This is a genomic window from Streptomyces sp. BHT-5-2 (assembly GCF_019774615.1).
GTDB lineage: Bacteria > Actinomycetota > Actinomycetes > Streptomycetales > Streptomycetaceae > Streptomyces.
In genome coordinates this window covers 1,143,727-1,169,177 of record NZ_CP081497.1, presented here as the reverse complement: position 1 = coordinate 1,169,177, position 25,451 = coordinate 1,143,727, and the positions used below count along the sequence as shown (strand labels likewise).

General features: G+C 70.7%; 19 protein-coding genes and 3 pseudogenes. 16 read left to right on the top strand and 6 right to left on the bottom strand.

Annotation, left to right across the window (positions count from 1 at the left end; genetic code table 11):
• Positions 1-10: 10 nt before the first annotated feature.
• Positions 11-2,362: an MMPL family transporter gene (locus K2224_RS33080; RefSeq protein ID WP_221910845.1), complete on the top strand. Its 2,352-nt coding sequence runs from the start codon at positions 11-13 to the stop codon at positions 2,360-2,362.
• On the opposite strand, the gene K2224_RS33075 is transcribed toward K2224_RS33080, so the two are convergent.
• The gene (locus K2224_RS33075) at positions 2,343-4,013 is read right to left on the bottom strand and encodes a serine/threonine-protein kinase (protein WP_221910844.1); all 1,671 of its coding nucleotides are present in this window, start codon (positions 4,011-4,013) and stop codon (positions 2,343-2,345) included. The genes K2224_RS33080 and K2224_RS33075 overlap by 20 nt on opposite strands.
• 359 nt (positions 4,014-4,372) lie before the next feature.
• On the opposite strand from K2224_RS33075, the pseudogene K2224_RS41000 reads away from it, so the two are divergent.
• The 9 genes and pseudogenes from K2224_RS41000 to K2224_RS41795 all read left to right on the top strand — a co-directional run.
• Positions 4,373-4,928: pseudogene (locus K2224_RS41000) on the top strand (alpha/beta hydrolase); the annotation flags it as partial.
• Between the two features lie 467 nt (positions 4,929-5,395).
• A complete protein-coding gene (locus K2224_RS33065) occupies positions 5,396-6,832 on the top strand; it encodes an MBL fold metallo-hydrolase RNA specificity domain-containing protein (protein WP_260693625.1) in 1,437 nt (478 codons plus the stop codon).
• Positions 6,833-7,255: 423 nt separating this feature from the next.
• Positions 7,256-8,131 (top strand): universal stress protein, encoded by an 876-nt coding sequence (locus tag K2224_RS33060; RefSeq protein WP_221910843.1) that lies wholly within the window; start codon positions 7,256-7,258, stop codon positions 8,129-8,131.
• A 539-nt stretch (positions 8,132-8,670) separates the two neighbouring features.
• Positions 8,671-10,461 carry an acetate--CoA ligase gene (gene acsA / locus K2224_RS33055; RefSeq protein WP_221910842.1) on the top strand — a complete coding sequence of 597 codons (1,791 nt, stop codon included), beginning with the start codon at positions 8,671-8,673 and terminating at the stop codon, positions 10,459-10,461.
• A 143-nt stretch (positions 10,462-10,604) separates the two neighbouring features.
• Positions 10,605-11,540, top strand: coding sequence for a pyruvate dehydrogenase (acetyl-transferring) E1 component subunit alpha (pdhA, locus tag K2224_RS33050; protein ID WP_260693624.1), 936 nt, complete (start codon positions 10,605-10,607; stop codon positions 11,538-11,540).
• 2 nt (positions 11,541-11,542) lie between these two features.
• Entirely contained in the window at positions 11,543-12,541 is a 999-nt protein-coding gene (locus K2224_RS33045) for an alpha-ketoacid dehydrogenase subunit beta (RefSeq protein WP_221910840.1), read from the top strand.
• Positions 12,542-12,543: 2 nt separating this feature from the next.
• A complete protein-coding gene (locus K2224_RS33040; RefSeq protein ID WP_221910839.1) occupies positions 12,544-13,887 on the top strand; it encodes a dihydrolipoamide acetyltransferase family protein in 1,344 nt (447 codons plus the stop codon).
• Positions 13,884-14,141, top strand: coding sequence for an acyl carrier protein (locus K2224_RS33035; RefSeq protein WP_260693623.1), 258 nt, complete (start codon positions 13,884-13,886; stop codon positions 14,139-14,141). Before K2224_RS33040 ends, K2224_RS33035 begins: the two co-directional genes overlap by 4 nt.
• Before the next feature lie 29 nt (positions 14,142-14,170).
• Positions 14,171-14,368: pseudogene (locus K2224_RS41795) on the top strand (hypothetical protein); the annotation flags it as partial.
• 347 nt (positions 14,369-14,715) lie between these two features.
• Here the strand turns inward: K2224_RS41795 and K2224_RS33030 are convergent.
• Both K2224_RS33030 and K2224_RS33025 read right to left on the bottom strand, forming a co-directional pair.
• A complete protein-coding gene (locus tag K2224_RS33030; RefSeq protein WP_221912106.1) occupies positions 14,716-15,468 on the bottom strand; it encodes an STAS/SEC14 domain-containing protein in 753 nt (250 codons plus the stop codon).
• Between the two features lie 75 nt (positions 15,469-15,543).
• Complete coding sequence (locus K2224_RS33025; RefSeq protein WP_260693622.1) at positions 15,544-16,002, bottom strand: PfkB family carbohydrate kinase; 459 nt, start codon at positions 16,000-16,002, stop codon at positions 15,544-15,546.
• A 151-nt stretch (positions 16,003-16,153) separates the two neighbouring features.
• Between K2224_RS33025 and K2224_RS33020 the strand changes: the two genes are divergently transcribed.
• On the top strand, positions 16,154-16,558 hold the full coding sequence (locus K2224_RS33020) for a hypothetical protein (protein WP_260693621.1): 405 nt from the start codon (positions 16,154-16,156) through the stop codon (positions 16,556-16,558).
• 595 nt (positions 16,559-17,153) lie between these two features.
• Complete coding sequence (locus K2224_RS33015; RefSeq protein ID WP_221910837.1) at positions 17,154-18,251, top strand: polyprenyl synthetase family protein; 1,098 nt, start codon at positions 17,154-17,156, stop codon at positions 18,249-18,251.
• Between the two features lie 121 nt (positions 18,252-18,372).
• On the opposite strand, the gene K2224_RS33010 is transcribed toward K2224_RS33015, so the two are convergent.
• Complete coding sequence (locus K2224_RS33010; protein WP_260693620.1) at positions 18,373-18,741, bottom strand: VanZ family protein; 369 nt, start codon at positions 18,739-18,741, stop codon at positions 18,373-18,375.
• 428 nt (positions 18,742-19,169) lie between these two features.
• Between K2224_RS33010 and K2224_RS33005 the strand changes: the two genes are divergently transcribed.
• The 3 genes from K2224_RS33005 (at position 19,170) to K2224_RS32995 (ending at position 22,395) form a co-directional block, all read left to right on the top strand.
• Positions 19,170-19,868: a DUF2470 domain-containing protein gene (locus K2224_RS33005; protein WP_221910835.1), complete on the top strand. Its 699-nt coding sequence runs from the start codon at positions 19,170-19,172 to the stop codon at positions 19,866-19,868.
• 562 nt (positions 19,869-20,430) lie between these two features.
• On the top strand, positions 20,431-21,675 hold the full coding sequence (locus tag K2224_RS33000) for an MFS transporter (protein ID WP_221910834.1): 1,245 nt from the start codon (positions 20,431-20,433) through the stop codon (positions 21,673-21,675).
• A gap of 105 nt (positions 21,676-21,780) precedes the next feature.
• Positions 21,781-22,395, top strand: a complete 615-nt coding sequence (locus tag K2224_RS32995; protein WP_221910833.1) for a bifunctional 2-polyprenyl-6-hydroxyphenol methylase/3-demethylubiquinol 3-O-methyltransferase UbiG — start codon at positions 21,781-21,783, stop codon at positions 22,393-22,395.
• 397 nt (positions 22,396-22,792) lie between these two features.
• On the opposite strand, the pseudogene K2224_RS32990 reads toward K2224_RS32995, so the two are convergent.
• Together K2224_RS32990 and K2224_RS32985 are read right to left on the bottom strand one after the other, a co-directional pair.
• A pseudogene (locus K2224_RS32990) lies at positions 22,793-22,957 on the bottom strand (GTP cyclohydrolase I); the annotation flags it as partial.
• 93 nt (positions 22,958-23,050) lie between these two features.
• Entirely contained in the window at positions 23,051-24,487 is a 1,437-nt protein-coding gene (locus tag K2224_RS32985) for an LCP family protein (RefSeq protein ID WP_260693619.1), read from the bottom strand.
• 561 nt (positions 24,488-25,048) lie between these two features.
• Between K2224_RS32985 and K2224_RS32980 the strand changes: the two genes are divergently transcribed.
• Entirely contained in the window at positions 25,049-25,363 is a 315-nt protein-coding gene (locus K2224_RS32980; protein ID WP_018538093.1) for a putative quinol monooxygenase, read from the top strand.
• Positions 25,364-25,451: the final 88 nt, after the last annotated feature.

The window sequence follows — 25,451 nt, the reverse complement described above, 5'->3', positions numbered from 1 at the left end:
AGGAATCACCGTGTCCAGACCCATCAGCACCACCACCGCGGCCGACGACCGGCCCGACGGGGTCGGTCCCGGGACAACGGCCGAACGCTCCCGGCTCGCCGCTCTCGGACGCCTCGTGGTCCGCCTCCGCCTGCCGGTGCTGCTGCTCGCGCTGCTGGCCATGATCGTGGCGATCCCGATCGGCGGGGGTGTCACCGACCGGCTGTCCAGTGGCGGCTTCACCGACCGGGGAGCGGAGTCGGCGAAGGCCCAGACGTTCCTCACCGACCATTTCGGCTCGGGTGTCCCCAACCTGGCGCTACTGGCACGTGCTCCCGGACCGGTCGACGCGCCACGGAGTGCGAGCGCCGGGCGGGACCTCGCCGAGCGGCTGGCCCGGCAGCCAGGCGTCCTGTCCGTCGCCTCGTACTGGACCGTCCCGCACGACTCGGCAGCCCCGCTGAAGGCCCGCGACGGGCATGCGGCACTGGTGCTCGTACGCCTGGCCGGCGACGAGGACCAGGTGCGCAGGACCGCCAGGCAACTCGGTCCCCACTTCACCGGTCGTCAGGGGGCGCTGCGGGTCTCCGCGACCGGGTCCGCGCAGGTCGCGGTGGAGGTCCAGAAGCGCAGTCAGCAGGACCTCTTCAAGGCCGAGGCGTATGCGGCCCCGGTCATCCTGCTCATTCTGCTCTTCGTGTTCGGGAGTGCGGCGGCGGCCGTGCTGCCGCTGCTCATCGGGTTGTTCTCCATCCTGGGCACGTTCGTCGTCCTGCGGGTGCTCTCCGAACTGACCTCGGTGTCCGTCTTCGCAACCAACATCACCACCGCACTGGGGCTCGGACTGGCCATCGACTACAGCCTGTTCATCGTCACCCGATACCGGGAGGAGCTGGCCCGCGGACTGGGAACGACCGAGGCGGTCGCGCAGAGCGTCCGCACGGCCGGCCGCACCGTGCTGTTCTCCGCGTTGACGGTGGCCCTCTCGCTTCTCGCCCTGCTGGTCTTCCCGCTGTACTTCCTGCGCTCCTTCGCCTATGCGGGCGTGGCGGTGGTGACGCTGGCGGCCTTCGCCGCGCTGGTGGTGCTGCCTGCGACTCTGGGGCTGCTCGGCCCGCGCATCGACGCGCTGGACGTACGCCGGCTGTTCCGGCGCGGAAGGCGGCCGGGCACCGACCCGGACATGGGTTCCGCGCCGGGCGCCCGGAAGGGCTCTTTCTGGCGGCGGCTCGCCTCCGCGGTCATGCGGCGGCCGGTGCTGTGCGCGGTCGCCGTGGTCGCCGTCCTGGTGGTGCTGGGACTGCCGTTCACCCGGGTCTCGTTCGGCATGGTCGACGACCGGGTGCTGCCCGCCGACGCACCCGCGCACCGAACGGCGCAGTTCGTCCGGGAGGAGTTCGCCAGTCGTGAGTCCTCCGCCCTGTCCGTGGTGCTGCCCACCGTCAGCGGCTCGGCGGACCGCGAGCAGCTCGCCGACTACGCCGGGCGCCTGTCGGCCCTGCCCGGCGTGGCGCGGGTGGACACCGTCACCGGCTCCTACGCCGCGGGACGGCGGGTGGCGCCTCCTTCCACCGGGTCGGCCTCCTTCGCCGCGGGCGGCGCCAGTTGGCTCTCCGTGGTGCCGTCGGTCGAGCCGTTCTCCGCCGCCGGGACGGAGCTGGTGGAGCGGTTGCGGGCGGACGGCGCGCCGGGCCCGGTGCTCGTGGGTGGTGACGCCGCGGTGCTTGAGGACACCCGCGCCACGCTCGTCGACCGGCTCGCCCTGGCCATGCTGGTCATCGGCAGCACGACCATGGTGCTGCTGTTCCTCTTCACCGGCAGCGTGCTGATCCCGGTCAAGGCCGTACTGCTCAATGTGCTCAGTCTGTCCGCCACTTTCGGCGCCATGGTGTACGTCTTCCAGGAAGGCCATCTGCGTGCCCTGGTGGGCGGCTTCACGGTGACCGGCTCGGTGGAGATCACCATGCCGGTGCTGATGTTCTGCGTCGCCTTCGGACTGTCCATGGACTACGAGGTGTTCCTGCTGTCGCGGATCAAGGAGGTGTACGACGAGACCGGAGACAACACCCTGGCCGTCGCCGTCGGGCTGGAACGCACCGGACGCCTGGTGAGCGCCGCGGCCGTGCTGGTCGCCGTCGTCATGATCGCGCTGGCGACGTCCGGGATCACCTTCCTGAAGTTGTTGGGCGTGGGGTTGGCACTGGCCGTACTGCTGGACGCCACGCTGGTGCGCGGCGTCCTCGTGCCGGCCGTGATGCGGCTCGCGGGACGGGCCAACTGGTGGGCTCCGCCTCCCCTGCGCCGCCTGCACGCCAGACTGGGACTCTCCGACGGGGCGGAGAACAGCGGTGCACGGCGGGAGTTCAGCTCCCGCTCTTCGTGAAGCCGTCCGTGACCTTGTCGAAGATCGGGCGGTAGGTGTCCCACTGCGTCTCCGGCGCCGAGAGGTAGATGTCGTACTCCCGGCCGCCCTCGCGGCCGAAGCCGAGCTCGATGCCACGGTACGAGCGTTCCCGCCCCCCGAACGTGAACTCCCATACGACGGCCGGCTGGTCCCGGAAAGAGGTCTGCTGCATCCGCAGTCGCCGGTACACGGAGTAGTTGAGCTTGGTGTTCGCCTCCATGTCCGCGAAGTGCGGCATGGGGTTCGACCCCGCGGGCGACGTCATTCCGACCGTGATGCTGACCCGACGGGACTTGTCCGCGTAGATGACGGTATCGCTCGTCCGCTTGATGGCCGTCCAGCCGTCCGGCACGCGGAAGGCCGCGCCGATCTCGCTGACCTGGTGAAACCCCTGCGGCATGGGCGGCGGGGGGTACGAGGGGGTTGCCGAACCGGGGCTCCGACCGGCGTCGGTACCGGGTGTCTGCGGTGTGCTACTGCCGTCGCGTTCCGATGTCACGTACAGCGCGCCTGCGACGGCCGCGGCCGCCACCGTGCTGGCGACCACGGCTGTCACGAGGCCGCGGCGCCTGCCTCGTCGACGCCGTTCCCCGGCACTTTCGGCCCGGGTGGGTTCGGCCTGGGCGAGTTCGGTATGCACCGTCTCCTCGCCGGTGGGGCGGGACAGTGCCTGGCCGGTATCCGGAGACGTGGGCCGGGCCAACGTCGGTCCGCTCGTTGCCTGCGGTGCGGTCGGTGCCGTCGGCGCGACGGGCGCGGTCGGGGCGTCGGCGGCGGTTCGCGGGACGGGCGCAGTCGCACCCCCGCTGGACCGCGTGGCCCCTGCGGCCCGCAGGGCCTGCTCGGTCGCCTCCGCGGACGGCCGCTCGTCGGGCTCCTTGGACAGCAGGGCCGAGATCAGCGGTTCCAACGGCCCGGCCAGTCTCATCGGCTCCAGCGGGTCGACGACGATGGCGTAGGCGACCTCCATCGCAGTCGGCCGGTGGAACGGCGGCCGGCCCTCCACCGCCTGGTACAGCGTGGCACCCAGCGCCCACAGGTCCGAAGCCGGTCCGGGCTTCCGCCCACGTACCCGTTCCGGCGCCATGTAGTGGATGGAACCCACCATTTCGCCGGTCTTGGTCAGGGTCGAGGCGCCGGCGGTCATGGCGATGCCGAAGTCCGTGAGCACCACCCGGCCCTCGGCGCCGAGCATGACGTTGCCGGGCTTGACGTCGCGGTGCAGTACGCCTGCGCTGTGCGCGGCCCGCAGGGCGGCGACCATGCCCAGTCCGATACGGGCCGCCTCCGCCGGTGCAATCGGCCCATGGTGCTTGATGTGGTCACCGAGGGTGACCGCAGGCACGTATTCCATGACGATGCAGGGCTGCCCCGCGTCATCCACGACGTCGTGGACCACGACCACGTTGGGATGCACGATGCGGGCGGCGCTGCGCGCTTCCCGGCGCATGCGCTCGTAGAGGGTGGCACGCTCGTCGTCGGACAGGTGAGGCTGCGCGTGCAGGCGCTTCAGCGCGACCTCGCGGCCCAGGACCTCGTCCTGTACCCGCCACACCGTGCCCATGCCGCCACGGCCGATCTGCTCCGTGAGCCGGTAGCGCCCGGCGACGAGCCTCCCCTCGTCCGACACTGCCTGCCCTCCACCAGCTTTCGGCCACGTTCCCGTCGACGTTTCACCATAGTCGCCTCCTTCCACCAAGGGGCCGGGCAGGTTGCGTGCGGCAACAGCTGGCTGAAAAGCGGGCGGAGCCCGGGGCGACCGACGGAGCCGGGGACGACTGTTGGTGACCACGAGCGAACCATGCGTGAACGCGGACGCGCCATGCGAAGACCTCCAGCGTGCCGGGTCTGCGGGCGGTGACGACGGGGGCGGCGGCGTTGCGCGGTGCGTAGCTGCTCAGGCCGCGGACGCGTTCGGCGGCGTCCGGGCCGAAGCGGAGCTCTTGCGGCGCGGTGGCGGGTGCGCCGGGCAGCCCCGTGGCCGGAGCGCCGGCCGACGTCGGGCCGGTGTCGGTGATGGCACAGGCGGTCGACAGCAGGAGCAGCAGCGCGGCCGCGCCGCGGGCCGCCGACCCGGCCCGCGACCGCGACGGGCTGCGCCTCGCCCAACACCCTGGCGCGATAAGGCCGCTGGTGCTGGCCCTCGCCGACCGACTCGACCGCGCGCCCCGGCCCGCCACCACATCGAACCAGCCGCTCACCGGCAACCTCCTGCGCCAGGCCATCCAACAGGCGCTTACCGAGGACGCCGGCTTCCCCAATCACCCCTTGCGCCTTCTGGCACAGCGAGCCGGCCGACAAGCCGGTCCACATCACACCGGACGGACCCTCCAACGTCCTGATGATCCAGAACCTCCGGGACCCCACCACGCCCTACTTCGGTGCACTGCGCATGCGAGCCGCCCTCGGCAGGCGCGCCCGTCTGGTCACCGTCGACCACGGCGGCCACGGCGCCTACCTGGCCAACGGCAACGCCTGCGGCGACCGCGCGGTGACGGAGTTCCTCCTCTCCGGGCACCGCCCAGCTGCCGACCGGCGATGCACGGCCCAGCTCGGACAAGGTGTAGCCGAGAGTGCCGCGGGATTGCACGGGCGGGCAGACGGAACCGGTCGGGGTGCTGGACGCGGCGGCCAGATTCCCTGCCCTCCACCCCGCGAGAGGCTGGGAGACGCTGTGCACGAGATGCGCACCGGTCCCCCGACGACTGGCGCTTCCGGACGGGTGTGGCACATCACGGCCGATCACGCTGCCCGCTCCACCCCGTGCGGCCGAAAACTGGCTGGCGCTGCCGGGCCATCGGCCCACAAGGAAGTCCCGACCGAACGCCATTGCTCACCGTGCACAGCTGCCTTCCGCAGCGACCAAACGGCTGACTACGGAACTGCGACGGGTACGGCCTTCCACATTCGGGCCAGATGGTTCCGACCATTGGTCCCTGTCGGCACATCCGGCGCGACGTCCGGAGCGTGACGGTGAAGGCGGCCGACTTTCACGGCGTGAGGAGTTCCGCCATGCCCCCTGCACTTCCTATGTCCACAGCGCCCGCAGCGGCCCGGCCCAGGCCGGCACTGCTGACGTTCATGGGCGGCGTGGGCACCGTCACCGGCAGCAAGTTCCTCGTCGAGAGCGATCACACCCGGATCCTCGTCGACTGCGGGCTCTTCCAAGGGCTGGGCGAGCTCCGCCGCCGCAACTGGCGGGATCTTCCCCGCGACGCCGCCGACATCGAGGCCGTAGTCGTCACCCACGCGCATCTGGACCACTGCGGCTATCTGCCCCGCCTCGTCCGCCAGGGCTTCCGCGGGCCGATTCTCACCAGCACGTACACCTCGCGACTGGCCGGGATCGTGCTGCGCGACAGCGCCCGTCTGCAGATGGAGGCGGCGGCCCACGCCAACGCACACGGCTGGTCCAAGCACCGGATCGCCGAACCGCTCTACGACGACGCGGACGTCGAGCGCACCCTTCAGTACTTCGATCCGGTGCCCGTGGACACCGCCGTCGACGTCACCACCGGAACCACCCTGACCCTGCGCCGCGCCGGCCACATCCTCGGCTCCGCGTGGGCTCACCTGGCGCTGGAGGACGGACACACCCTCGCGGTGAGCGGCGACCTCGGACGCCCCGGACACCCCCTGCTGCGCCCGGCCGAGCCGTTCTCCGGCGCGGACGTGCTGCTGGTGGAGTCGACGTACGGCGACCGCCGGCACGACGACGAAGCCGGCCGGGCACGGTTCGCCCACGTGCTGGCCCGCACGCTGCGACGCGGCGGAATCGTGGTGATTCCCGCCTTCGCCCTGGACCGCACGGAGATCGTCCTCAACGAGCTGGCCGCCCTGCGCATCCAGGGCACGCTGCCCAAGAAGGTCCCGGTGTACGTCGACAGCCCCATGGCTCTGAAGGCCCTGGACGTGTACCGGGACGCGATCCACTCCCGCGCCGCCGAGCTGCTGCCCGACATCACGTCCACCGGAGTGGCCGCGCTGAGTCCCGAACCGTTCACCGCCGCCCGCTCCGTCCAGGAGTCGATCGACATCAACCACACCCAGGGCCCGGCGGTCATCGTGTCGTCGGCGGGCATGGCGACCGGCGGACGCGTGCTGCACCACCTGCGGCGACGACTCCCCGATCCCCGCAACGCCGTGGTGATCGTGGGGTTCGCTGCCGAGGGCACCCGCGCCCGCGACCTCGTGGACGGGGCCCGCGCGCTCAAGATGTTCGGCGAGTACGTTCCCGTACGCGCCGAGGTGGCGAACGTCCCGCACTTCTCGGCCCACGCGGACGCGGCGCAGATCGTGGACTGGCTGCGTGCCGCGCCGCCTCCGCACACCACCTACCTGGTGCACGGCGAACCGGACGCCTCCACGGCGCTGCGGGACCGTATTGCCAGGGAACTGGGCTGGCACGCGGTCGTGCCACGATCAGGAGAGAACGTCCTGGTCCGCTGAGCCGCCACCACTTTCGCCGGCCTCCCGGAGATCCGATCGGTGGTCCGCTGCCCTGCCTCGTCATCAGTCTCCTCGGCAAGCGGCAGTTCGCCGTCCCGCGCCATGGCACGCATCGACCGACACGGAGACTCCTGGTTCTTCGGTGAACGGTGGAAAGCTGCCCCCGTCCCCGTCGCCCCCGCCTAATGGTCAGTTGGTCGCGCAGACGACCTCGACGAAGTGGCCCACCTGCTCCTCCGGCAGACGACGTGCGAGGTCCGCCTCGGTAGTCATCGAATGAGAAGCGCAGTCCTTCAGCACGCCGGCGCGGACGCTCGCACGTCACGTACCCCTCACCGTCGGCTTCACGGCCACCGGCGTACTGGGGACGGCAGCAGCGCCTCCACCGCCGTTCCAGGCTCTTACGAGAGGGAGGCAGGCGCCATGGAACCAGTCCTCACCGTGGGCCTCGACGGCTCACCCGAAAGTCTTGCCGCCGCGCATTGGGCCGCAGCGGAAGCCGAGCGGCGCAAGCTCACCCTGCGTCTGCTCCATGCGTGGCCCCTGCTGGCACCGGAACCGCCTCCTGTCCTCGCGGAGGTCGACCAGAACTACTGGGCGAAGCGGATCGTGCACAACGCGCGGGCGGAGCTCCAGGCGCGCCACCCCGCCGTGACTGTCGTCGGCAACCTGGTGGCCGACGACGCCCGGAACGCACTGCTTCAAGCGGCATCGGAGTCCGAGATGCTGGTGCTCGGCTCGCGTGGACTGGGGACCGTAGAGAGCTATTTTCTGGGCGACGTCAGCACGGCGGTCGTTGCGCGGGCCGAGCGGCCGGTGGTCCTGGTGCGTGCTGGAGTGGGCGAACGAGAGCCATCGCCCGTTCCTCGTGCGGCAGGCGACGTGGTGGTGGCGCTGAAACTCCACGGTCCGTGCGATGACCTGCTCGCGTTCGCGTTCGGTGCGGCCGCGGCGCGGGACGTGCCCCTTCGAGCCGTCCACGGCCGAAGCGTGCCGCTTCATGCGTACGTTCCCTGGGGTGTGGACCACACCATCACCGAAGAGATCACGCAGGACGTGCGGAAGCGTCTGAACCGGGTCCTCGGCCCCTGGCGCGAGAAGTTCCCGGGCGTGGTGGTCACCGACGCCGTCCGTCTCGAAAGCCCGGCCCGGGCCGTCGTACGAGCGGCAGAGGGCGCGGGACTGCTGGTTGTCGGCCGACGTGAGCACCGTCCCGCCCTGGCGCCGCGCCTGGGCCCGGTAGCACAGGCCGCCATCCATCACGCACGCTGCCCGCTCGCCGTCGTTCCCCATGTCTGAGTTGGGCCACCATGGCTCAGCGGCTGCTCTGTGCAGGGTCCGACGGCTTCTGTTGCCCGGAGGGCCTTCGGGGGCGACGGTCTGTTTCCCGGCCGGCGGCCTCCGCACGCCTCGGCGCCGATTCGGCCGAACTGACTGGCGCAGGATGTGGCTGTCGAGGCCGCCGGGGATCCGGACAGTTCCGTGCTCGATCTGGTGGCATCCGGATGCCACCAGATCTCCGAGCTCGTCACCCACGCCTTCGGCCTCAACAGGATGGCGGACGCCTACGAGGTCTTCTCCCACGGCACCGACACCGGCGCCCTCAAGGTCGCGCTGCGTCGCGAGCAGCGGCCCGGGCCGAAGCGCAGGCGTGGCCTGACGCTGCACCTACAGCAGGGCATGCTGGGCCATCGGCCTGGACCGTTCGGCCCTGCCGCGTGCCGGGCGGTCGGTGGTGCCGTGGAAGCGACCCGAGAGCAACCCATCGGAATCTGCCGTCGTGTGCGGCTCGGGCCGGGCCCGGCGGCCCAGCGGCAGACGTCGGGAGGAGCATGTCCATGCGTGGGGAGACGATTCGCAAGGACAACGCGCCGAGCGTCACGCCGAATCTCTCCGACTACGACCGGGCTCGTTCCGCGTTCAACTGGTCGCAGGCGCGCACCGCGCTGTCCGGGCTGCCCGGCGGCGGGCTGAACATCGCCCACGAGGCAGTCGACCGGCATTCCGGACCCGGCCACGGGGAGAAGATCGCGTTGCGGTGCGTATCCCGTGACAACACCGTTTCGACGGTCACCTACGCCGAACTGGCCCGCCGTACGGCCCGCTTCGCCCATGTCCTGCGGTCGCTCCGCATTGGCCGGGGGGATCGGGTGTTCACCCTGCTCGGCCGCTGTCCGGAGCTGTACACGGCGGTGCTCGGCACGCTGAAGAACACCAGTGTGCTGTGCCCGCTCTTCTCCGCGTTCGGCCCCGACCCGGTGGAGCAGCGGCTGCGGCTCGGCGATGCTCGCGTGCTGGTGACCACCGCTGTGCTGTACCGGCGGAAGGTCGCGGACCGCCGCGCATCCCTTCCCGGCCTCAAGCACGTGCTCATCGTGGGTCCCGGTGCCCAGGAGCTTCCCGGCACGGTCTCCTTCGACGCTTTGATGTCCGCGGCACCGGAGCGGTTCACCATCCCGCCGACCTCGCCCGAGGACATGGCGCTGCTGCACTTCACCAGCGGAACCACAGGCACCCCCAAAGGTGCGGTCCACGTCCACGAAGCGGTCGTCGCCCATCACGCCACGGCCGCGTACGCGCTCGATCTGCACCCGCAGGACGTCTACTGGTGCACCGCCGACCCCGGCTGGGTCACCGGCATGTCCTACGGCATCATCGCCCCGCTCGTACACGGCCTGACGGTCGTCGTCGACGAGGGCGACTACGACGCCCGGCGCTGGTACCGGATCCTCGCAGAGCAGCGGGTCAGCGTCTGGTACACCGCGCCCACCGCCCTGCGGATGCTGATGCGCACGACGCCGCGCGAAGGTCCGTACGACCTGCCGCGCTCGTACGACCTGTCGGCGCTGCGGTTCATCGCCTCGGTCGGCGAGCCCCTCAACCCCGAGGCCGTGGTGTGGGGTCAGGAGGTGCTGGGCCTGCCGGTGCACGACAACTGGTGGCAGACCGAGACCGGTTGCATCATGATCGCGAACTTCGCGGCCTGCGAGATCCGTCCCGGCTCGATGGGACGGCCGCTGCCGGGTGTCGAGGCGACCGTGCTGGAGCGGGGCGAGTCCGGCCGGGCGCTGATCGCCGACGGCAGGGTGACGGAGGTGGAAAGCCCTGACGTCGAGGGCGAGTTGGCGCTGCGCCCGGGCTGGCCGTCGATGTTCCGCGGCTATCTGCACGACGACGAGCGTTACGCGGCGTCGTTCGCCGGCGGCTGGTACCTGACCGGCGACCTGGTCCGGCGCGACCGGGACGGCTGGTTCTGGTTCGTGGGGCGCGCCGACGACGTCATCAAGTCGGCGGGCCATCTGGTCGGCCCGTTCGAGGTGGAGAGCGCGCTGATGGAACACCCGGCGGTCGCGGAGGCGGGCGTCATCGGCCGGCCGGACCCGGTTGCGGGGAACGTTGTCAAGGCGTTCGTGTCGCTGCGCCCGGGCATCGAGCCGGCCGGGGATCTGGAGCGGGAGCTGCTGGCCTTCGCCCGCCGCCGGCTGGGCCCGGCCGTGGCGCCCCGGGAGATCGCCTTCGATCAGAACCTTCCCAAGACCCGTAGCGGCAAGGTCATGCGCCGAGTGCTGCGCGCGCGTGAACTCGGCCTGCCTGTCGGTGACTTGTCGAGTTTGGAGGGGCCGTCATGAGTTCCGTCCGCGCCACTCACGCCCGAAGGGCCCCGGTACCCCCGAAGCCTGCGGAGAACGCCGAGACGAGCAGGCGGAAGGCGGGGAGAGAGCCTCGCACCGGCCGGCCGGCCACCGAGCACCGGGGGAAGCTGCTGACCGCGATGCTGCGCATCCGGCGGTTCGAGGAGCGGTGCGTCGAGCTCTACAGTGCGGCGAAGATCCGCGGCTTCGTCCACCTCTACATCGGCGAGGAAGCCGTCGCCGTCGGTGTCAACGGGGCGCTGAACCCCGAGGACGCGGTGGTCTCCACCTACCGCGAACACGGCCATGCGCTCGCCCGCGGCATCCCCGCCGAGGCCGTCATGGCCGAGATGTACGGCAGGACGACCGGCTGCAGCGGAGGCCGCGGCGGATCCATGCACCTGTTCGACGCCAGCCGCCGCTTCTACGGCGGCAACGCGATCGTCGCCGGCGGGCTCCCGCTGGCCGCCGGGCTCGCCCTCGCCGACCGGATGCGCGGACAGCACCGCGTCACCTGCTGCTTCTTCGGTGACGGGGCGTTCGCCGAGGGCGAGTTCCACGAGACGGCGAACCTCGCCGCCCTGTGGCAGCTTCCGCTGCTGCTCGTCTGCGAGAACAACCTCTACGCCATGGGCACCGCCCTGGCACGGCACGAGGCACAGACCAACCTGGCGATGCGGGCCGCCTCGTACGGCATGGTGGCCTGGGCCGTGGACGGCATGGACGTCGAGGCCGTCGAGCAGGCCGCCCACCGGGCCACAGAGGCCATCCGGGCAGGCGCCGGACCCCACTTCCTGGAGGCGCACACCTACCGCTTCCGCGCCCACTCCATGTACGACCCGGACCGCTACCGCGACAAAACGGAGATCGAGCGGTGGCAGGCCCGGGATCCGATCAATCGGCTCGCGGACCGCATGCGTGAGGACGGCGAGCTGGGTGACGAGGAACTCGCCGGCATCGAGCGCCGGGTCACCGACGAGGTCGACCGCGCCGTCGAAGCGGCCGAGCAGGCGCCGGAAGAGCCGGCCTGCGACCTGCTCCGCCATGTCACCAGCAGGTCGGCGGAGGTGAGTTGACCATGGGCACCGGCGAGCAGCCGGCAGCGGCGCAGACGACCTACCGGGAAGCCATGCGCGAGGCGCTGCGGGAGGCACTGCGCGCCGACGACCGGGTCTTTCTCATGGGCGAGGACGTGGGCCGGTACGGCGGCTGCTTCGGCGTCAGCCTCGGCCTGCTGGAGGAGTTCGGGCGGGAACGGATCCGTGACACCCCGCTGTCGGAGTCCGCATTCGTGGGCGCGGGCATCGGCGCGGCTGTAGCCGGAATGCGTCCGATCGTGGAGATCATGACCGTCAACTTCAGCCTGCTGGCCCTTGACCAGATCCTCAACAACGCCGCCACCCTGCTGCACATGTCCGGCGGCCAGCTCCCCGTACCGCTGGTCGTCCGCATGACCACGGGCGCGGGGCGGCAGCTCGCCGCGCAGCACTCCCACAGCCTGGAGGGCTGGTACGCGCACATCCCCGGCATCCGTGTCCTCGCGCCGGCCACCATCGAGGACGCCCGCTACATGCTCGCCCCGGCGCTGGCCGACCCCGATCCGGTGCTGATCTTCGAGCACGGAAGTCTCTACAACGCCGCCGGTGAGCTCGCTCCTCTCACGGCACCGGTGGACCTGGACCACGCCGCGGTGCGCAGGTCCGGTACCGACATCTCCCTGATCACCTACGGGGGTTCGCTGCCCAAGGCGCTCGCGGCGGCGGACGAACTGGCCACCGAGGGCATCAGTGCCGAGGTGATGGACCTGCGCACGCTCCGTCCCCTCGACGGCGCGGCCATCGCCGGCTCCGTCTCGCGTACGCACCACGCCGTGATCGTCGACGAGGCGTGGCGCACCGGCAGTCTCGCCGCTGAGGTCTCCGCCCGCATCGCCGAGGGATCGTTCTACGAACTGGACGCGCCCGTGGAGCGGGTGTGCAGCGCGGAGGTCCCCATCCCGTACGCCCGGCGGCTGGAGGAGGCCGCCCTGCCGCAGACCGCCGGCATCGTCGCGGCGGCACACCGGGCGGTGGACTGACCATGACCGAGTTCACCATGCCGTCCCTGGGTGCCGACATGGACGCGGGCACGCTCCAGGAATGGCTGGTCCAACCAGGCGACGAGGTCCACAAGGGCGACCTCGTTGCCGTCGTCGAGACCGCGAAGTCCACCATCGAGGTGGAGTGCTTCGAGACCGGGACCGTGAGGAAGCTGCTCGTCGCGCCAGGTACGACGGTGCCGGTCGGGACGGCACTCGCGCTGATCGAACCGGGCGCAGAGAAGCCGCGGAAGCGGGAACCGCTCAAGAAGGAGCCTCGGGACACGGCACCCCAGAGACACGAGCGGCATCGAGAAGCCGAGGGCGAAGGGCCGGTTCAGCCAGGGCGCACCGAGGCGGGGCCCTTGCTCCGGCACCTCGCGGAGCGCGCCGGCATCGCGCTGGAGCCCCTCGAAGGCTCCGGGCCCCGAGGGCGCCTCACCCGGGCCGACGTCGAGCAAGCGGCGGCCGGCGCTGCCGCTCGGCCCCCACGCGTCCGGGCCACTCCACTGGCCCGGCGGCTGGCCGCCGAACTGGACGTCGACCTGGCCTCGGTGACGGGGACGGGCACGGGCGGCGCCGTCCGCGCCGTCGACGTCCGCACGGCAGCACCAGGACCGGCCACACCCCCGTCCCCGCGCCACGTCGCCCCCGCTCCCGCGCGTCCTTCTTCCGAGGACCGGACAGCCGCGATGCGCCGGGCGATTGCCAACCTGATGACTCGGTCCCATCAGGAGATCCCGCACTACTACCTGTCCACCACCGTCGACATGGCCACCGCCATGGACTGGCTGCACGAGCACAACCGTCGCGCCCCGGTCGGCGAGCGGCTGCTTCCCGCGGCCCTGCTCCTCAAGGCCGCGGCCCTGGCGGCCCACGAGGTCCCCGAGCTCAACGGCTTCTGGACCGAAGACCACTTCACACCAGGCGACGGGGTCCATCTCGGTGTGGCCGTATCCCTGCGCGGCGGCGGACTCGTCGCCCCCACCCTGCACAACGCCGACGCCCTCGAACTCCCCCTTCTGATGGCTGCCTTGAAGGACCTGGTCACCCGCGCCCGCACCGGCAGACTCCGCGGCTCCGAAGTCTCCGGCTCCACCCTCACGGTCACCAACCTCGGCGACCAGGGCGTGGAAACCGTCTTCGGCGTCATCTACCCGCCACAAGTCGCCCTGGTCGGCTTCGGACGGCTCATCGACCGGCCCTGCGCCGTCGACGGCCTGCTGGGTGTACGGCCGGTCGTCACCGCCACCCTGTCCGCAGACCACCGCGCGACCGACGGCGCCGTCGGAGCGCGCTACCTGACAGCGGTCGACCGCCTGTTGCAGAAGCCGGAGGAGCTGTGAACCGTACCGAAGCACTGGGCATCGTCAAGGCATCGATCGCCCACGTCATCCCCGACGCCGACGTCACCACCCTCGGCCCCCACGACACGTTCCGCGACGCCCTCGACATGGACTCACTGGAGTTCCTGCACTACGTCGAGACCCTCAGCGAACGCACCGGCATCCGCATCGACGACGAGGACACCCCCCAGCTCACCACGCTGTCCGGCAGCGCCGACTTCCTCGTCGCCCACGCGCGATCAGACACGCAGTGAGACCGCGCAACGAGGCGCGGTCGCACGCGTCAAACGAGTACGCCAAACTCATCGGCGGGCAGGACTTCGAGCCGCCTGAAGAGAACCCCATGCTGGGCCGGCGGGGCGCCAGCCACTACTACAGCGAGGGCTACCGGGCAGGATTCGGCCTCGAATGCCGCGCCATCCACCGGATCAGGAACGCCATGGGACTGACCAACACCATAAGAACCCCACAGCAAGACCGGCACCCAAGAGCCCAGACGGTGATCCGCTCACCCCGGCACCGGCACCGGCACCGGCATCATCCGCCACGGCAGAGGTCGATCGAGCAGCCTGGAACCTTCCTTGCCCAGGAGCAGGGCAGTTGGGGTGCAACAGCCACCTGGGGAAGCGACCTCTGCACCAACTTCAGGAGCAAGGGAAGCTCACTGCCGGGTCTTCTCCTGCCCGGAGGGCGGCCTTGGCCCGGACCTCGTCCGTGGCGTCGGCCGCACCTCGCGTCGGAGGCTGTCCGCAACCTGGCAAGCGATGCATCCGTGGCCGCATCCGGCGCGGCAACCGCGCGGCGTGGACGGCGGGGCCAAGCGGAGCGTCAACGACTGACGAACCGTGGCCTGGCCGCCCATACGAGGGCTTCATCGAGTTCGTCGTACTCGAACCGCCGCACTTCGGCCCGAACGAAGTGATTCGCAAGCTGGGGTACCAGGGCGGCGACCTTGCTGTCAGCCGCCAGTGCGATCTTCCCTACCTTCCGGTGGTGGTCGCGAATGAACCGCACATGACGGATCAAGCCGCCGATGTTCTCCCATCCGGGGAACTCTCGCGCGTGGATCACGACGCCGGCCAATTCGGCGTGCGTCCCGAGCCAGGTGTCCACGGTCAGTGCAAGGGCGTCGAAGTCCTGTGCACGCAGGGGTTGTTCGACCTCGACCACGAGTACTTCGGACTCGGTCAGCCGGTGGGAAATGCCGGGGCCCTCGGGAAGCGACGCCAGCCAGCGCAGGGCCTCGTCACGCTCCTGGCTTCCGAAGACGCGCACCGGGCAGGCCATCAGAAAGCTCGTCAACCGGGTCGACTCACGGATCCAGCGCGCGTCACTGACGACCGCACACCCCTCGAACAGCCTCATGGCCCCCATGCCGACCTTGAGGTCCTCCCAGGCGGCTCCGGGGGTGAAGGACGTGAACTCAGGGCCGATCTCGCACAGGATCCGAATGCGGCGGCCTTCCCTGCGAGCATCCTCGATGAGTGGCTCGACCACCGACTGGTAGTCGCTCTTCGACACAGTCCCGATCGCCTTTACCACGTCGACGCCGGCAGGTGCGTCCTTGGCTCTCTCCAGCATGTCCTTCACCTCTCCCGTTCCCGGTCGACGTGCGGTCCGAGCGGAGGCCAACGCGCGGCCCGGTGCGACACTGATTCAATTTTTACAGAAAATGCCTTTTCGGGCACAACTGAATCCATGTGGCAGCAATGGGCAAATTTCGGGTCCTTGCAACGTTCCGTAGTCGAGGTCCGGGCCGGGCGGGACGATGTGCTGGCTGCGGCGCGACGCGGTCTCGAAGAGCACGAGTGCTTCGCGGGTCTCGCCCTCGATGTCGACGGCGATGTGGTCGATGCCCTCTTCGTCCAGCAACCTGTTCAGGCGGCAGCCGACCTCGCGGCCGGCGGTGCGGACGGCGGTTGCCCGTCCTCCGAGTCGCGCCACGCCGCGGGCGACGTTGATGCCTCCACCCCCGGCCGCCACAGACCTGACCCGAGCTCGGTTCTTGCCGATGTCGGCAAGGTGGTCGACATCCCAGCACCCATCGCCGTCACGGCGGTCGGCGACGCATGCCGACGCGACCCCCGCCACCCCGATCAGCGTCTCCGTGCTCACAGCCGGAGTCTGGCAGCCTGGTTCCACAAGCTCGGCGCGACAGGCATCCCCGAGCCCCCAGGCAGAAAGTCACCCCACCATGGCCTCTCCCACTCCTCCGGGCCGTCGCTCCCGCGGCGGCGGCATCCTCCTGGCATGTGTCGGGCTGACCGTGGCCGCCCTCCTCATCGGCGGCGCGCTCTGGGTCAGGGCCAACATCGGCACGCTGAAGGAGGCACGCGGCGGCAATGCCTGGGACCTGGTCTACGAGGGCAACGCCGTCAGCGGTGACGCGCGGGCCGTCACGGTGCGTTACCGGCGCAATCCCGACCGTTTCAAGTCGGAGTACAAGGATGAACAGGTCGGGACCACTCCCCTGCCGTGGCGCAAGGAGGCCCTGGTCAACACCGGCCAGGTGGCCCGGGTGGTGATCGAACCGGAGCCGGGGACGGTCGCCTCGTGCCGGATCCTGCTCGACGGCGTCCGGGTCGTCGCACAAGGCAAGTCACCTGTGCCGGGCCGCCCGGCCGTATGCCAGGTGACCACCAGCAGCACCCCCGAAAAGTGGCCCCGCTGACGGGTCGTCTTCCTGCGGTCGGCGGGTAGGCCCGGCACGCAGACATCGCCCTCGCCGATGCCGGCACTTTCATGAACCCGTGCTCGCGGCCTGCGGCACGACACCAGCCGCGCCCCAACCGCCCCAGTGGGCCCGCCGCAGGTGCCGCCTTTCAACAAGTTCACGCACTTGGCAGCGCGAGCGGCTTCCGCTGCCCGGCGCCTACCCGGTCTCCTGGAATTGCACGCAGCCTGTGGCCGGCGTGCCGCGCGCCTTGCGGGAGGAGGACCGGATGGCGACGACCGCATCGGACCGCCCTATGTCACCGCTCGAAGGAGTGGCCGGCCCTGCCGCCCTCCGCATCCTTCCTGCAACGACGCCCCTGATCGCCGCGCTCCTCTCAGGCTCCGGTGCGCCGCCGTTCCCGGCAGATCCGTGTCGGGACAGTACCCGTCGTCGGCGGCGCACCGGTCAGCGTGCCGAAAATCCCGCATCGTCGGCGCCCCGCTCGACGAGGCCCCGTTCCTGGCGAGCACGGCCAGCGGACCACGGTGACGGACCCCAAGGCCCCCGGCGCTCCCGACGCCCTCAACTTCCCCAAGGCAGGTGACCGTTCGTGACCGCCACCGTCCCCGCCCAGCGCATCCCCACGCCACTGGACCTCAAGAGCCTGCGCCGCGATGTCGACGCCGCGCTCCACCAGTTCCTTCAGGGCAAGACCGCCGCTGCCGCGGCCCGCAACCTCCCTGACCAGGCCGCCCGGACGCTGGAGGAATTCCTGTCCGCCGGAGGAAAGCGGCTACGCCCGGTCCTGTGCGCACTCGGCTGGCAGGCGGCCACCGGAACGCCACCGCCGAAGCCGGTGGTGAGGGTGGCGGCCAGTCTGGAGATGTTCCACGCCTTCCGCCTCATCCACGACGACATCATCGACGACAGGGCCACCCGCCGCGGCGCACCGACTGTCCACCGCACCCTGGCCACCCGTCACACCGCACACCACCCGGAGCCCCTCGCCGAGCACCTGGGATCCTCCTGTGCACTGCTCATCGGCAGCCTCGCCCTGACCTGGTCCGACGAAATCCTGCACACCGCAGGGCTGACCAGCAGTCAACTCCTCGCCGTACTACCGGTCCTGGACGTGATGCACACCGAGGTGATCTACGGCGAGTACCTGGACGTGACCGCCACCGGACACCCCACCGTCGACCTGGACCGCGCCCTGGCGATCGTCCGCTACAAGACCGCGAAATACACCTGCGAGCGCCCCCTGCACATCGGCGCCGTCCTCGGTGGCGCACGGCCGTCCCTGCTTCGCGAACTCACCGGCTACGCCCAGCCGTTGGGCGAGGCGTTCCAGCTCCGTGACGACCTGCTGGGAGTCTTCGGCGACCCGAAGGCGACCGGCCGGTCCCGGCTGGAGGACCTGCGCGCGGGCAAACACACCATGCTGCTGACGCTCGCCCTGCGTGACGCTTCCCCCGCACATGCCGCCGTCCTGCGCCGCCTGATCGGCAACCCACACCTCACCGAGGCGGACGCCACCCAGATCCGCAACATCCTCACCGTCACCGGCGCCCGCGCCCACGTCGAGGGCATGATCCACGAACGCCGTGAACGCGTCCTCCGGCAGCTCGGCACCGCCCACGCCATCCACCCCGAAGCCCAGGACGCCCTGCGCCGACTGGCCGAGGCCACAACCAGGCGGACCACGTGAACACCACATCGACTCCCGCCGGCCGACCCCGGCCCCCCTCGTGCCGCACCCAGCGTGAGGCCCTGCCGTGGAGCCCCCACGGCCTGCTCACCGGCATCTGAAGCGCGTGCGCAGGCCGGTCTCAGGTCCGCAGACGTGGCCCGCCGAGTGCCCGCGTCCGGCGGAACAAGGTCCGGACCGCTGCGGCGCAGGCGAACCCGACCACGCAACCCAGGGTGTTGGCCAACAGGTCGTTGATGTCGGCCGTACGCCCCGAGGCGGTGAGGTACTGCATCGTCTCGATGCCGAAGGAACCGAGGAACCCCCAGGTCGCCGCACCCAGAAGACGCACGCCTGCGCTCGCCAGGAGCAGGCCGCCGGGGACGAACATGAGCACGTTGAGGAAGAAGTCCCAGGCATCGGCGGGGTTGGAGAGGTCGAGCAGCTTGAAGTTCAACGCCTGGCCGCCGCCGGAGCGCGTCCCGAACGTCAGGCCCACGACCCCGGCCACCCACAACCACCCCAAGGCAGCGCACACGCGATGGGACACCTTCCGGGGACGCCCCGTCAGAAACGTCACCACCGCGATGGCAACGCAGCCGAGAACACCGATGCTCAGGGCGAGGGGAAAAGACACAGACACTCTCCTTCGATTCCGAATCCCGTGGGTCGGGCGGCCGATGTCGAGTGGAGAGACGTACGGGCGAAAAGTCCGGTTCTCTTCTGACTGGTGACGTACTTCACGACAGAGTGGGCGAGGGGACGGCGAGGGAGTCGTCAACACGACGGAGCCGTCGGCCAGGTCGGCCGGAGTGCCGTCGGGACGGGAGGCGACTCCCGACATCAACCCCTCCCGCTTCCCCCTCCCCCCTTGCTCGCGAGCCAGCGGGAAGTAAGTTAGGTTAGGCAAACCTAAGTAGCCTTCCTTTGGAGGACCGGATGCGTGCGACTCGTACCCGTGCCATCACACCGACCCCAGCCGAGCGCATCCGCTCGATCCTGACCGTCGCCCACTCCATGACGGTGGTGAGCGACGGACTCCGCAGCGAAATCCACCGTCTCAGCGGCGGGGCGACGGGCCTCTTCCACCTGCACGCCCCGTGCGAGGCCACCGACGCCGCCCCGACCCGGCGCGTGCCGGTCCGCTTGGAACTCACCGACATCGCCCCCACGTCCGTACGCGACCGGCTGCGTGCCCGGGTCACCGTGGCCGGGCTCCTCACCGCCCCGTACAACCCCCACTCCGACAAGAGCACTTGCCTGGAGTTCGGCCAGGCGGTCCTGGAAGACACCTCGGAACGCACCTACGTCACGCTCCGGGAGTTGGAGGAAGCCGAGCTCGACCCGCTGGCGAAGAGCGAGGCGGAGATGCTGACGCACCTCGTCGACGCACACAGCGAGATCGTCCCGCTCCTGCTCCGCCTGGTCCGCCCCGTCCCCAACGGCGTGCTGCGCGCCCTTCCGGTGGCCATGGACCGCTACGGCATCACCCTCCGCCTTGAACACCCGCACACCTTTCACGACGTCCGTCTGCCGTTCACCACTCCCCTGACACAGATCGAGCAGGCCGCTCCCCAGATCCACGCCCTCCTGGCCACCGCCCGCCGCCTCTCCCACACCAACAACATCCTGGCGTGACCACAGGCATGCTCCACACCGCTCGGCACCGGCCCCGACAGCGCATGTATCGCGCTTGCGCGGCTATCACCGGTCACCTGGATCGCGCCGTTTCCGAACGATTCCGGTGCGGCGATCGGCGGTGCCACCGACCCGGCTGGACGGCACCGCGCGACCGCAGACCACCGATGCGTCCCTGAGCACCGCCACCGCACGCACCCTTGCCGCGTACGAGCAGCTCGGCGGCGTTCCGGTGCTGTGCGACACCAGCGCCAACCTGAACGGCCGGGATTCTTCCCTGATGTGGCATCCGCGGCCAAGTGGGGCGGCACCCGCTACATCCGGTCGGAGGGGCAGCTGTACACGCACCCGTGGAGTTGCGGGTCGCGTTCAGCGCGCCGCCGATGACATCGACCGGCATCGGCAGGCGTCGACCGCTTCGACCGCGTCGACCGGCGCATCCGCACAACACGCGGTTGTGTCTCCCGCCACGTCGGTTGTTTGATCCGAACGTCCTCGTACCGCTTGGATGCCGATGGGTCAGCGGTGTGTGGTTGTCCGGATCGACGAGAGCGGCGTGGGAATGTCAGGCAGGCGGGGACTGGGGCGGCAGTTCGGGTGGTTGTGGGCCGCGTATGCGGTCAGTGCGTACGGGACCGGGCTCGGGTTCGGCGCGTTTCCCCTGATCGCGGTCCTCGTGCTGCATTCCGGGCCGACGCAGGTGGCCGCGCTGGCTGCCGCGGGGCGGGCCGTGGGCGCCGTGGTGGCGGTGCCGCTCGGTCCGTGGATGGAGTTCCGCCGCAAACGTCCGGTCATGGTGGCGATGGATCTGGCCCGGTTCACTGCCCTGATCAGTGTCCCCGTGGCGTTCGCGCTCGGTTGGCTCGGTTTCGCCCAGTTGCTCGTCGTCTCCGTCATCGTCGCCGCGGCGGACATCGCCTTCAAGACGGCCAGCGGCGCACATCTGAAGGCACTCGTGCCGCCGGCGGATCTGCTCGTCGCCAACAGCCGCTTCGAGTCGACGACTTGGACCGCTACCGTGGTCGGACCACCGCTCGGCGGGGCCGCGATCGGGCTGCTGGGCCCGGTGACGACCGTGCTGGCCGATGCGTTCAGCTATCTGCTCTCGGCGCTGGGTATCCGCGCCATCGGCGGCAGCGAACCGCACCCCGCCCGTACCGGTGCACCACGCCTGCGGGCCGGCGATCTCCTCGAAGGATGGCGCCACATCCTCGCCCATCCCACGCTGCGCCCGCTGTTCCTCAACTCGATCACGGTCAACGGCCTGATCATGGCCTCCGAACCGCTGCTCGCCGTGCTCCTGCTGGACCACCTCGGCTTCGCGCCTTGGCAGTACGGCCTCGTGTTCGCGGTGCCGTGCATCGGTGGTCTCGTCGGCTCACGTCTCGCGCGCCGGCTCGTGACGCGTTGCGGGCAGCGCAAGGTGCTGCTCACCGTCGGGGCGCTGCGCGCCTGTTGGTCCGTCGGGTTGGCGTTCGTCCAGCCCGGGGTCCCCGGGATCGTGCTCATCATCGTCGTCCAATTCGGCCTGGTGACCTGTTGCGGCGTCTTCAATCCCGTACTGGCCACGTACCGGCTCGACCACGCCGCTCCCGACCGGGTCGCCCGCACCCTGTCCGCGTGGTCCGTCAGCAGCAGCACCAGCATCGCGGCCGTCACCGCCGTGTGGGGCCTGCTGGCCGCCGTCACCAGTCCCCGCACCGCGATCGCCCTCGCCGGAGTCATCCTCCTGGCCACCCCGCTCCTGCTCCCGCTCCGCGGGCACGCTCCTCGGAACGCGGGGGAACAGGCCGCCGGCCTCGCCTGACAGGCAGCGGGCAGGACCGGGTGTCCTACGGCCGCGCCGGCTTCGGCTGCAGTCAACTGACCATCCCCGGAGGGATATTCCCGTCCGAGCTCCTACGATGGCGCCATGAACCGGTCCGACCTGAAGCCGTACTGGAACACCAACGTCGCCAGGCACCCGGGCATCCTGCGCGCCGTCCCCAGCGGGTGCGGCAACGCCCTGGACGTCGGCTGCGGCGACGGACTGCTGGTACGGAAGCTCGCCGAGCGGGCCGAGCACGTCACCGGCATGGACAAGTCGCCGGAGATGATCGCCCGCGCTCGCGAACTGGCCGCCGACCACCAGGATCTCGCCTTCGTCGAGGGCGACTTCCTGGCCGCGGACCTTCCCGCCGCCAGCTATGACTTCGTCTGCTCGGTCACCGCGATCCACCACATGGACTTCACGGCAGCCCTGATCCGCATGCGCGATCTGCTGCGGCCCGGCGGCACGCTGGTGGTGGTCGGCCTGGCGCGTGAGGCGAGTCCGGCCGAGTGGGCGGCGCTGATCGCGGCCGCCCCGGTCGTGCGGATCACCAAGGTGTTGCGCCGTGCCGGCGGCCCGCCGGGCATGCCGGTCGTCGATCCGCAGATGAGTTACGGGCAGGTGCGCGCTGCCGCCCGACGGTTGCTGCCAGGCGTCCGCTATCGCCGCCATGTGCTTCGCCGGTACTCGCTCGTGTGGGAGAAGCCCACCCACTGACCTGATGCCTCAACTTGGGCATCACCGGCACGAGTCACCGCGCCGCACACTCCATTCCGCCTCCGCCGCACTCCGCCGAGGATCGTCGTTGTGCAAGCACGAGACGGGACGACGTGGTGGCTGCACGAAGAAGACCGTGCGCTCCATTGCCGTGGCGTTCGCCCCAACCGCCACGCTCACCGTGGCCGTGCCGACCGGCAACGCTTTCGCCATCGACCACGTCGCCTGCCGCGGTGGGACGCCGGCGCCGCTTGCGGCCTACCGGATGACGGAACGTACCGACTCGGGTGTCCGGCCCACGACTGTCGTCCCGTCGTCGGCTGTCGGGGTCAGATGAGGCCGGCCAGGGCCAGGAATTCGACACGGGAGCGCGCGTCGTTGCGGAGGGTGCCCAGGAGCACGCGAAGTTCTCGACGACGCGGGCGAGTTCGGACAGACCGAGGGTGCGCCGGCCGGGCAGGTAGCCGACGTGGGCGGTGCCGACGAACGGCGGCAGATGGTGTTCGCAGACCGAGCGAACGGGGATGCTGCGCGCCAGGACGCGTTCGTCGTAGCCCTCGTCGCCGCCCGCCCAGGCCCCGATCTCGTCGACGCCGGCCTGCTCCGCGCCCGGTGCCGGGCCCCACGACGGAGTGATGCGCGACCGGCCTGCGTACTACCCGTAGGAGAGGTTGGAACAGGGGTCGTCGTCGGCGGAACGGGCCTTGTCGGCCGCGCCGGAGGACATGTCGCCGGCGGAGGCGGCACGGGCGGGCGCGGGGGCCTCGGCGTAGGACCGGCCGAGGGTGACGGCGATGCCGGGGGTGGTGGCCTGCTGGAGGTCCGCGCCGGGGAAGAGACGGGCCAGGGTGTGTGCCTCGGCTTCCCGGCCCGGTCCGTAGGTGATCACCGTGGTGGTGCGGTCCTGGGTCGGGGCGGTGGCGGTGCCGGTGACGGTGAAACCCACGGCCCTCAGCTCGGCGGCGGCGCGGGCCGCCAGTCCCGCCACCCGCGTGCCGTTGCGGACGACGACGCTGATGCCGGCCCCCGAGACCGAAGAGGCCGGGGCGCGGGAGCCGTTGGGCCCGTCCTCGGCGTCCTCGTTCTTCCTGCCGTGCCGGGCACTGGCGTCCTTGCCGTCGATGGTCCGGTCCGCCCTGAGCGCGGCCCACAGGGCGTCGGCCGCCGGATGCACCACGGCGATCCGCGCGCCTTGGTAGTGCCAGGGCATGGTGACGAACTTGGTGTTGTGCAGATCGATGTCCTTCATCGACATCACGAACGCGATCAGCCGGTTCGCCGACCCCAGTCCCGGGTCGACGGTCATCGACTGGGTTGCGGCGTTCGCCAGCGGAAGGAGCGTCGAGGGATTGATCCCCTCCGACTTGATCTTCTTGATCAGACTGGAGACGAACGCCTGCTGACGCTTGATCCGTCCCATGTCGGATCCGTCCCCGATGCCGTGCCGGATGCGGACGTACTCCAACGCCTTCTGCCCCGACACCAGCTGCGGCCCCCTGGCGAAGAGGACCTTGCCCTTCGAGCCCCGGTTGGGGTTGAGATCGCCCTGGTAGATGTCCTTGGGGAGGCATACGGGTACCCCGCCGACCGCCGCGGTCATCTTCGAGAAGCCCTCGAAGTCGACGACCACGGTGTGGTCGACGCGTAAGCCGGTCAGCTTCTCGACGGTGTTCTGGGTGCAGGCGGGGTTGCCCTTGGCCGTCAGCCCCACGGTGAAGGCGGAGTTGAACATCACGTTGCGCTGCGGCCGGGCCCAGTCGCCGTTGGGCAGCCGGCACGGTGGGATGTCGACCAGGCTGTCCCGGGGGATGGACACCGCGACCGCGTGCCTGGCATCCCCGTAGACGTGCAGCAGGAACGCGGTGTCCGAGCGGCCCACGTCCCCTTCCCCGCCGCCCAGTCTGCGGTTTCCGCCCGAGCGCGAGTCGGAGCCGATGACCAGCACATTGCTGCCGCCGGCCCCCTCGGGCGGCCGGTCCTCGCTCACGCCGTCCGCGCCGAACGTGGCGATGCTCCCGTTGAGGCGGAGGTAGACCCAGCCCGCTCCCCCGACAAGCAGCACGAGGAGCGAAGCCGTTGTCGCGGCAGCCATGCCCACCTTGCTGCCGCGTTTGCGCCGCCGCCGCGAGACGGGCCGATTGCTGTGGCGTCCGGCCCGTGCCTCCTGGCTGCCTGTCAACTGTGCACCCATGTCCGTCCGGTTCCTGCAGAAGAGGGGCGGTTTCCCTTGAGGAAGGTTATACAGTTGCGCAAGGTAGCAAATGAGTGATGCCGGGCGGCGCTGCGCCGACCCGCCGGCGGGAGCCCGTTACCCAGCTGCCGCGCCCCGGCCTTTCCCCGCCCGCCGAAGCCGGCGCGGCGTCAAGTCGGCGCCCGCACAAAACACCTGCGGGGCTGACGACCACAAGGGGCCGGAGCGTCCCCTCTTGGCCGGTCCGGTCGCCATGCGCGGTAGCCCTCCGGCTCCCCACCCCTGCGGCGAGGTCGTCCGTGCCGACATCGGCCGCGGTGTCGGACGGCATGCTCGCACAGCCGACCGCCCTGCACCCGGCCAGGCATCCTGGCGGGGCGGCGGCGCCCTGCCTGGCATAGAGTGCCGGTGACCAGCCGTTCTCGTCCGCGCTACGGACGGACACATACCCAAGGAGTCGACGTGCCCATCGTTGTCGCCACTCTCCGGACCAAGCCCGGCCGCCGGGAGGAGGTGCTCGCGGCGTTCCGTCGGCACGCCTCCGCGGTGCACGCCGAACCCGGCTGCCTGCTCTACGCCGCCCATGCCGGCGACGACCGGGTCACCGTCGTCGAGAACTGGGCCGATCAGGCCGCCCTCGACGCCCACTCGGCCGGGCCGGTACTGGCCGCGCTGGGCGGGGAGATCGCGGACGCGCTGGCCGGCCCGATGGATGTCGCGGTGCTGGAGCCGGTGCCCGCCGGTGAGCCGGACAAGGGCCAACTGCCCAACACCTGAGCCGGACTCCCCGCCGTCCGGCACCTTCCCACCCAGCAAACCGCGCCCGCGCCGCGCCACGCGGCCGCCCTCAGCCGCCCCCGGTCGT